Source organism: Pseudoalteromonas sp. AS71 (genome assembly GCF_038900275.1).
Classification (GTDB): domain Bacteria; phylum Pseudomonadota; class Gammaproteobacteria; order Enterobacterales; family Alteromonadaceae; genus Pseudoalteromonas.
Map to the genome: position 1 here is coordinate 82,579 of NZ_JBBMQZ010000021.1, position 7,933 is coordinate 90,511.

The window sequence follows — 7,933 nt, forward strand, 5'->3', positions numbered from 1 at the left end:
GGGTAGGGTTATGGCAAAGAATTCTATGAAAGCGCGCGAAGCAAAGCGCACAAAACTAGTTGCTCAGTTCGCTGAAAAGCGCGCAGCACTAAAAGCTATCATCAGTGATGTTAATACATCTGAAGATGATCGTTGGGACGCGGTACTTAAGCTACAAGCTTTACCTCGTGATTCTAGCCCTGCACGTCAACGTAATCGTTGTAACATTACGGGCCGCCCACATGGTTTCCTTCGCAAATTCGGCATGAGCCGTATTAAAGTTCGCGAAGCAGCTATGCGCGGTGAAATTCCTGGCCTTAAAAAGGCTAGCTGGTAATAGAATCATGGGAGTAAGACTATGAGCTTGCAAGATCCTATCGCGGATTTGTTTACACGAATTCGTAACGGTCAATCAGCGAAGAAAGTATCTGTAACGATGCCAACTTCAAAGCTGAAAGTAGCATTAGCTAAAGTACTAAAAGACGAAGGTTATATCGTAGATTTCGCCGTTAACGGTGAAACTAAACCTGAGCTTTCTATCGAGTTGAAGTACTTCGAAGGCAAAGCTGTAATTGAAAATATCCAGCGTGTAAGTCGCCCTGGTCTACGTATCTATAAGAAACGTGACCAATTACCTAAGGTAATGGGTGGTCTTGGTATCGCTATCGTATCAACTTCTAAAGGCCTAATGACAGACCGCACAGCACGTAGTGCTGGTGTTGGTGGTGAAATCATTGGTTTTGTAGCTTAATCGGAGGGGAACTATGTCTCGCATAGCAAAGGCACCAATTACTGTTCCTGCCGGTGTAGAAGTTACATTAAAAGGCCAGGAAATCACAGTTAAAGGCAAAAACGGTGAACTTACTCGTACTATCAACAACGCTGTTGAAGTGCAAGTTAATGACAACGTTATTACTACTTTACCTCGTGATGGCGTAGCTAATGCATGGGCTCAAGCAGGTACTGCTCGCGCTCTAATCAACAACATGGTTGTTGGTACGCATGAAGGTTACGAGAAGAAACTTCAGTTAGTAGGCGTGGGTTACCGTGCTGCAGCTAAGGGTAAAACATTAGATTTAACTCTTGGCTTCTCACACCCAGTTAATTTCGCAGTTCCTGAAGGAATTACGATTGAAACTCCAAGCCAAACAGAAGTTCTAGTTAAGGGCGTAGACAAGCAGTTAGTTGGTCAAACAGCTGCTAACATTCGTGCATACCGTAAACCTGAGCCTTATAAAGGTAAGGGTGTTCGTTATTCAGATGAGAATGTACGCCGTAAAGAGGCTAAGAAGAAGTAAGGTAAGACGATGGATAAAAAAACAGCTCGTCTACGTCGTGCTAAACGCACTCGTAGAAATTATATTGAACAAGGCACAACGCGTCTTGTTATCCACCGCACGCCACGTCACATCTACGCTCAAGTTGTAAATGCTGAGGGTAATGTACTGGCTGCTGCTTCTACTGTTGAAAAGGCTATTAGCGAAACAGTTAAAGGCACCGGTAACGTTGAAGCTGCGCAAGCAGTTGGCAAAGCGGTTGCTGAACGTGCGGCTGACAAAGGCATCGAAAAGATTGCTTTTGATCGCAGTGGCTTTAAATATCACGGCCGTGTGAAGGCGCTAGCTGATGCTGCGCGTGAAGCCGGTTTGCAATTCTAGGAGTAGACTATGGCTAACGTAGAAGCAAAGCAACAACAGCCTGATCTAGCTGAAAAGCTAATCGCGGTGAACCGTGTGTCTAAAGTAGTTAAAGGTGGTCGTATCTTTAGCTTTACTGCACTAACTGTAGTTGGTGATGGCGCAGGTAAAGTAGGTTTTGGTTATGGTAAAGCACGTGAAGTTCCAGCTGCTATTCAAAAAGCAATGGAAAAAGCACGTCGTAACATGATCAACGTAGACCTAAATGGCAACACATTACAGCATCCTGTTAAGGGACGTCATGCTGGCTCACTAGTGTTCATGAAACCAGCATCTGAAGGTACTGGTATCATTGCAGGTGGTGCTATGCGTGCAGTACTTGAAGTGACTGGTGTGCAGAACGTACTTTCTAAATGTTACGGTTCTACTAACCCAATCAACGTGGTACGTGCAACGATTTCGGCTCTTGAGAATATGAATTCTCCACAGTCAATCGCTGCAAAACGTGGCCTTCGCGTAGACGAAATACTGGGGTAACCATGGCAAATCAAACTGTAAAAGTAACACAAGTAAAAAGCTCTATCGGTCGTTTACCGAAACATAAAGCTACATTACGCGGTCTTGGTTTACGTCGTATCAACCACACTGTTGAGTTAGAAGACACAGCATGTGTACGTGGTATGATAAACAAGGTTTCTTACATGGTTAAGGTAGAGGGTTAATTCGATGCATTTGAATACACTTTCACCTGCTGCAGGTTCAAAAACTGCTCCAAAACGTGTTGGTCGTGGTATCGGTTCTGGTCTAGGTAAGACTGGCGGTCGTGGTCACAAAGGTCAAAAATCACGTTCTGGCGGCAAAGTACGCGTTGGTTTTGAAGGCGGTCAAATGCCTATGCAACGTCGTCTACCTAAATTTGGTTTTACTTCTCGCAAATCTTTAGTATCTGCAGAAATAAACCTTTTTGAAATCGCTAAAGTTGAAGGCGATGTGGTAGACCTAAGCGCGTTACAAGCAGCTGGTCTAGTTAAAAAGAACGTTCTTTTCGTTAAAGTTGTTAAATCTGGCGAAGTTTCACGCGCTGTTACCGTTAAAGGCCTTAAAGCCTCTAAAGGTGCTCGCGAAGCTATTGAAGCTGCCGGAGGCAAGGTAGAAGACTAAGGAAGTACTAATGGCTAAACCAGGTCAAGATACACAAAGTGCACAAGGTGGACTTTCGGAATTGAAGCGCCGATTACTCTTCGTATTGGGTGCTATCATAATTTACCGTCTAGGTTCATTTGTGCCGATCCCTGGGATTGACGCCGCTGTACTTGCCGATTTCTTCGAGCAACAAAAGGGCACCATTGTTGAGATGTTCAACATGTTCAGTGGTGGTGCTCTTGAGCGAGCTTCAGTGTTAGCACTGGGTATTATGCCGTATATCTCGGCTTCGATTATTACGCAACTATTAACGCATATGTATCCTCCGTTTATAGAGCTTAAGAAAGAAGGTGAGCAAGGGCGTAAAAAAATTAGCCAGTACACACGCTATGGCACGCTTGTGCTAGCTACTATTCAATCAATCGGTATTGCTTCTAGCTTACCGGGCATGATGGAGGGGTTAGTTGTTAACCCTGGTATGGGTTTCTATTTCACCGCAGTGGTGAGTTTAGTTACTGGTACTATGTTCCTTATGTGGTTGGGTGAACAAATAACAGAGCGCGGTATCGGTAACGGTATCTCTGTTCTAATATTTGTTGGTATTGTAGCTAACTTGCCGTCTGCTATTGGTTCGACAGTCGAAATGGCGCGCCAAGGTGATTTGAATGTTTTTGTACTGTTGATGGTTGCGGTAATCGTATTCGCTGTTACTTATCTTGTAGTGTTTTTCGAACGTGGGCAACGTCGTATTGTTGTTAACTACGCGAAACGCCAACAAGGTCGTCAAGTATTTGCTGCCCAAAGCACGCATTTACCACTAAAAGTAAATATGGCGGGTGTTATTCCACCAATCTTCGCTAGCAGTATAATTCTGTTCCCTGGTACAATTGCTAGCTGGTTCGGCCAAGGTGAAGGTCCAGTCGCTGATGTATTACAAGCTGTTGCTACTACGTTGACCCCAGGTCAACCGTTGTACTCGCTTGTTTTAGCTGCGGCTATTATCTTCTTCTGCTTTTTCTATACAGCGTTGGTGTTTAACCCACGTGAAACTGCAGATAACCTTAAGAAATCTGGCGCATTTATCCCAGGTATTCGTCCAGGTGAGCAGACATCTAAATACATTGATAAAGTGATGACACGCCTGACATTGGCAGGTGCTTTGTATATAACCTTTATCTGTCTGGTGCCTGAATTCATGACGATGGCGTGGCAAACGCCATTCTACTTCGGCGGTACATCAGTTTTGATTATCGTTGTAGTGATCATGGACTTTATGGCACAAGTACAGACTCACCTGATGTCTCATCAGTATGATTCTGTGCTGAAAAAAGCGAACCTTAAAGGCTACGGTCGATAAGGTCAGTTTACGGAGTTGAGCAATGAAAGTACGTGCTTCCGTTAAGAAAATATGCCGTAACTGTAAAGTTATTAAACGTGCTGGTGTAGTACGCGTAATTTGCAGTGAGCCTAAGCATAAGCAAAGGCAAGGTTAAGTAAACAGCGTGCAGGCTGAGTTTTCTCGGCCTGTGTTTTTAGTAGTAATTTGGTCTTCGTTTGAGTATCCTTACGGGCTTTTCAAACAGATGATTACCAAATTCGAATATAGGAGATGTGTTAGTGGCCCGTATTGCTGGCATTAACGTCCCTGATCATAAACATGCAGTTATTGGTTTAACAGCTATTTATGGCATAGGTAAGACTCGCTCTAAGGCTATCTTAGTAGCGACTGGTATCGCCGAAACCACAAAAATCGGTGAACTTTCAGACGAAATTCTTGACGTACTGCGTGATGCAGTTGGCAAGTACACTGTTGAAGGTGATCTTCGTCGTGAAGTTACTTTAAATATCAAGCGCCTTATGGACCTTGGTTGTTATCGTGGCCTACGTCACCGTCGCTCTTTACCACTACGTGGTCAAAGAACTAAGACTAACGCGCGCACCCGCAAGGGTCCTCGTAAGCCTATTAAGCGATAAGGGGATAGTATTATGGCTAAGACACCAATTCGTCGTAAAAAGGTTAAAAAACAAGTTGCTGATGGTATGGCTCATGTTCATGCGTCTTTCAACAACACTATTGTAACGATTACCGACCGTCAAGGTAATGCACTATCATGGGCTACTGCCGGTGGTTCAGGTTTCCGTGGTTCACGTAAATCTACACCATTTGCTGCTCAAGTTGCTGCAGAGCGTGCAGGTACTGCTGCTCAAGAATACGGTTTAAAAAATCTAGAAGTTTTCATCAAAGGTCCAGGTCCAGGTCGTGAATCTGCTGTACGTGCTTTGAATGCTGCTGGTTACCGTATTACCAACATAACTGACGTGACGCCAATACCACATAATGGTTGTCGTCCACCGAAGAAACGTCGCGTTTAACAATAGGTTAGGAGAAATAACATGGCAAGATATTTGGGCCCTAAGCTCAAGCTGAGTCGTCGTGAAGGTACTGACCTGTTCCTTAAGAGCGGCGTAAGAGCTATCGACTCTAAGTGTAAACTTGAGACTGCACCTGGTCAGCACGGCGCTCGTAAAGGTCGCTTATCTGATTACGGTTTACAATTACGTGAAAAGCAAAAAGTACGTCGTATCTACGGTGTACTAGAAAAGCAATTCCGTAACTACTACAAAGAAGCTGCTCGCCTTAAAGGCAACACAGGTGAAAACTTGTTACAGCTTTTAGAGCAACGTTTAGACAATGTTGTATATCGCATGGGTTTTGCTAGCACACGTGCTGAAGCACGCCAGTTAGTAAGCCATAAAGCGATTCTAGTTAATGGTCGTGTTGTGAACATTCCTTCATACGTAATTACTCCAGAAGATACTGTTGTAATCCGTGAGAAGTCTAAGACACAAGCACGTATCATCGCTGCTCTAGAGTTGGCTGAGCAACGTGAAAAGCCGACTTGGGTTGAAGTTGACGGTAAGAAACTGGAAGGCAGCTTCAAGCGCCTACCTGAGCGTTCAGATTTGTCTGCGGACATTAATGAACAACTAATCGTCGAACTTTACTCTAAGTAAAGTTAAGAGTTAAGAGAGGATAACATGCAGGGTTCTGTTACAGAATTTCTAAAACCAAGGTTAGTCGACATCGACGCTATCAACCCAACGCGTTCTAAAATAGTTTTAGAACCATTAGAGCGTGGCTTTGGTCATACTCTGGGTAATGCTTTACGCCGTATATTACTTTCATCTATGCCTGGATGTGCAGTAACTGAAGTTGAAATCGACGGTGTTTTACATGAGTACAGCGCGAAAGAAGGCGTTCAAGAAGACATCATTGAAATACTATTAAACCTTAAGGGTTTAGCAGTAACGTTAGAAGGCAAAGATGAAGTTTTTCTGACCCTGACTAAATCTGGTGTAGGCCCTGTTACTGCGGCTGATATTCAGCACGATGGCGATGTAACAATTGCTAATCCAGATCACGTTATTTGTAATTTAACTACAAATAACAGCGAGATCAGCATGCGTATTCGTGTTGAACGCGGTCGTGGTTATGTGCCGGCATCTAGTCGTTTATCCTCTGATGACGATGAGCGTCCAATTGGTAGATTGTTGCTTGATGCATCATTTAGCCCAGTTGAACGTATTGCGTACTCGGTTGAATCAGCTCGAGTTGAGCAACGTACAGATTTAGACAAGTTAATCATTGATATGGAAACAAACGGCACTTTAGATCCAGAAGAAGCGATCCGCCGTGCGTCTACTATCTTAGCTGAGCAATTAGATGCATTCGTAGATTTACGTGATGTAACTGAGCCAGAAGAGAAAGAAGAGAAGCCAGAATTCGATCCTATTCTACTTCGTCCAGTTGATGATCTTGAATTAACAGTACGCTCAGCAAATTGTTTGAAAGCCGAGCAAATTCAATATATCGGTGATTTAGTTCAGCGCACTGAAGTTGAGCTTCTTAAAACGCCTAATTTAGGTAAGAAGTCTCTAACTGAAATTAAAGACGTGCTAGCTTCACGTGGACTTTCTCTGGGCATGCGCCTAGAAAATTGGCCACCTGCAAGTTTAGCTGAATAATCTAAATCACTATATTAGTTTAGTTAGAAGGATAGGGTCATGCGCCATCGTAAGAGTGGTCGTCAATTAAACCGTAACAGTAGCCATCGTAAAGCGATGTTTAGCAATATGGCAGGTTCTTTGGTGAAACATGAAATCATCAAAACTACTTTGCCTAAAGCGAAAGAGTTACGTCGTGTAATTGAACCTTTAATCACACTGGCTAAGACTGACAGTGTAGCAAATCGCCGTTTAGCGTTTGCTCGCACGCGTGATAATGAAGTTGTTGGTAAGTTATTCAGTGAAATCGGTCCACGTAACGCGGATCGTCCAGGCGGTTACACTCGTATTCTTAAGTGTGGCTTCCGTACTGGTGATAATGCACCAATGGCTTATATTGAACTAGTTGGTCGCCCAGCGACTAGCGAAGCAGTTCAAGAAGACGCACAGTCTGCAGAGTAAGTCTTAAAGAAACCTAAAAGCCGAGCTTATGCTCGGCTTTTTCTTGTCTAAAATTTGTCAAACTATATGAACCAGTAATTACCTTCTATTGTGAGTACATACTGAATTGATAAGTTGTTTTGACAGCTGCTTTAATAGCTCTACCCAATTACTCTTCACTTACCATTCATTCAAAATAGCCTATCAGATTCTAGTCAAAGATCATTTCCACTATATATGTGATTTACAGCTATTAATAATACCGCTGCGAATTGAGCTACAATTAAAGCAAGCCTAACGAACTTTTTACTTATAGATCTGATTAGAAAATATAACGTGGTCTCTCTTATCTATATACCGGTACTAAGAACCTCATAGTAAAGTTAACTATTATGGCCCATGCAAACTTCCTTCTTAAATATGTAAAACTATTATTAAATATAGCCTGATCAATCCAATTATCCGCTTTTGATTAATTTAAATGATTTATAGCAATACGACTCTTACTCTATTGGTTAGTTTTTCCACATAGGTGATCGAAATATATCTCTACCTGTTAGTAGTTATCATAATTTTCATTTCAAATAGTTATAAGAACCTATTATCATTGGTAGTTTAGTTGTGTTTTTGAGCGTTTAGCTCAAATACTCAGCGAACAGCACATTATTTCAAGTTTTCTTCAAAAAAGGGTTGATCTGTTTTCGGATCTCCCTATAATGCGACCCCAC

At 42.8% G+C, this 7,933-nt stretch carries 14 protein-coding genes; all 14 read left to right on the forward strand.

From position 1 onward, the window contains the following. The first annotated feature begins 10 nt into the window (after positions 1-10). The 14 genes from rpsN to rplQ all read left to right on the forward strand — a co-directional run bounded on the left by rpsN (position 11) and on the right by rplQ (position 7,226). Entirely contained in the window at positions 11-316 is a 306-nt protein-coding gene (gene rpsN, locus WNY98_RS15940) for a 30S ribosomal protein S14 (RefSeq protein WP_010554914.1), read from the forward strand. Positions 317-337: 21 nt separating this feature from the next. Next, entirely contained in the window at positions 338-730 is a 393-nt protein-coding gene (gene rpsH / locus WNY98_RS15945) for a 30S ribosomal protein S8 (protein WP_007584660.1), read from the forward strand. Positions 731-743: 13 nt separating this feature from the next. Beyond that, on the forward strand, positions 744-1,277 hold the full coding sequence (gene rplF, locus WNY98_RS15950; protein WP_002959488.1) for a 50S ribosomal protein L6: 534 nt from the start codon (positions 744-746) through the stop codon (positions 1,275-1,277). 9 nt (positions 1,278-1,286) lie between these two features. Beyond that, positions 1,287-1,637 carry a 50S ribosomal protein L18 gene (gene rplR / locus WNY98_RS15955; protein WP_002959486.1) on the forward strand — a complete coding sequence of 117 codons (351 nt, stop codon included), beginning with the start codon at positions 1,287-1,289 and terminating at the stop codon, positions 1,635-1,637. A 9-nt stretch (positions 1,638-1,646) separates the two neighbouring features. Beyond that, positions 1,647-2,153, forward strand: coding sequence for a 30S ribosomal protein S5 (gene rpsE / locus WNY98_RS15960; protein WP_002959485.1), 507 nt, complete (start codon positions 1,647-1,649; stop codon positions 2,151-2,153). Positions 2,154-2,155: 2 nt separating this feature from the next. After that, positions 2,156-2,338 (forward strand): 50S ribosomal protein L30, encoded by a 183-nt coding sequence (gene rpmD / locus WNY98_RS15965; protein ID WP_002959482.1) that lies wholly within the window; start codon positions 2,156-2,158, stop codon positions 2,336-2,338. Between the two features lie 4 nt (positions 2,339-2,342). Beyond that, a complete protein-coding gene (gene rplO, locus WNY98_RS15970) occupies positions 2,343-2,777 on the forward strand; it encodes a 50S ribosomal protein L15 (RefSeq protein ID WP_002959480.1) in 435 nt (144 codons plus the stop codon). Positions 2,778-2,787: 10 nt separating this feature from the next. Continuing rightward, positions 2,788-4,116 (forward strand): preprotein translocase subunit SecY, encoded by a 1,329-nt coding sequence (gene secY / locus WNY98_RS15975; RefSeq protein WP_024599499.1) that lies wholly within the window; start codon positions 2,788-2,790, stop codon positions 4,114-4,116. A 22-nt stretch (positions 4,117-4,138) separates the two neighbouring features. Then, complete coding sequence (gene rpmJ, locus WNY98_RS15980; RefSeq protein WP_002959476.1) at positions 4,139-4,252, forward strand: 50S ribosomal protein L36; 114 nt, start codon at positions 4,139-4,141, stop codon at positions 4,250-4,252. Positions 4,253-4,376: 124 nt separating this feature from the next. Beyond that, on the forward strand, positions 4,377-4,733 hold the full coding sequence (gene rpsM, locus WNY98_RS15985; RefSeq protein WP_007584664.1) for a 30S ribosomal protein S13: 357 nt from the start codon (positions 4,377-4,379) through the stop codon (positions 4,731-4,733). A gap of 12 nt (positions 4,734-4,745) precedes the next feature. Further along, the gene (gene rpsK / locus WNY98_RS15990; RefSeq protein WP_002959471.1) at positions 4,746-5,132 is read left to right on the forward strand and encodes a 30S ribosomal protein S11; all 387 of its coding nucleotides are present in this window, start codon (positions 4,746-4,748) and stop codon (positions 5,130-5,132) included. 21 nt (positions 5,133-5,153) lie between these two features. Next, positions 5,154-5,774, forward strand: coding sequence for a 30S ribosomal protein S4 (gene rpsD, locus WNY98_RS15995; RefSeq protein WP_002959461.1), 621 nt, complete (start codon positions 5,154-5,156; stop codon positions 5,772-5,774). Between the two features lie 24 nt (positions 5,775-5,798). Beyond that, positions 5,799-6,785, forward strand: coding sequence for a DNA-directed RNA polymerase subunit alpha (gene rpoA, locus WNY98_RS16000; protein WP_002959452.1), 987 nt, complete (start codon positions 5,799-5,801; stop codon positions 6,783-6,785). A gap of 39 nt (positions 6,786-6,824) precedes the next feature. Continuing rightward, positions 6,825-7,226, forward strand: coding sequence for a 50S ribosomal protein L17 (gene rplQ / locus WNY98_RS16005; RefSeq protein WP_002959450.1), 402 nt, complete (start codon positions 6,825-6,827; stop codon positions 7,224-7,226). Positions 7,227-7,933: the final 707 nt, after the last annotated feature.

Coding starts and splice junctions, on each gene's coding strand:
- rplO (WP_002959480.1), top strand. CDS start 2,343: ATGCATTTGAATACACTTTCACCTGCTGCAGGTTCAAAAACTGCTCCA.
- rplQ (WP_002959450.1), top strand. CDS start 6,825: ATGCGCCATCGTAAGAGTGGTCGTCAATTAAACCGTAACAGTAGCCAT.
- rpoA (WP_002959452.1), top strand. CDS start 5,799: ATGCAGGGTTCTGTTACAGAATTTCTAAAACCAAGGTTAGTCGACATC.
- rpsH (WP_007584660.1), top strand. CDS start 338: ATGAGCTTGCAAGATCCTATCGCGGATTTGTTTACACGAATTCGTAAC.
- rpsD (WP_002959461.1), top strand. CDS start 5,154: ATGGCAAGATATTTGGGCCCTAAGCTCAAGCTGAGTCGTCGTGAAGGT.
- rpmD (WP_002959482.1), top strand. CDS start 2,156: ATGGCAAATCAAACTGTAAAAGTAACACAAGTAAAAAGCTCTATCGGT.
- rpmJ (WP_002959476.1), top strand. CDS start 4,139: ATGAAAGTACGTGCTTCCGTTAAGAAAATATGCCGTAACTGTAAAGTT.
- rpsK (WP_002959471.1), top strand. CDS start 4,746: ATGGCTAAGACACCAATTCGTCGTAAAAAGGTTAAAAAACAAGTTGCT.
- rpsN (WP_010554914.1), top strand. CDS start 11: ATGGCAAAGAATTCTATGAAAGCGCGCGAAGCAAAGCGCACAAAACTA.
- rpsE (WP_002959485.1), top strand. CDS start 1,647: ATGGCTAACGTAGAAGCAAAGCAACAACAGCCTGATCTAGCTGAAAAG.
- rplF (WP_002959488.1), top strand. CDS start 744: ATGTCTCGCATAGCAAAGGCACCAATTACTGTTCCTGCCGGTGTAGAA.
- secY (WP_024599499.1), top strand. CDS start 2,788: ATGGCTAAACCAGGTCAAGATACACAAAGTGCACAAGGTGGACTTTCG.
- rplR (WP_002959486.1), top strand. CDS start 1,287: ATGGATAAAAAAACAGCTCGTCTACGTCGTGCTAAACGCACTCGTAGA.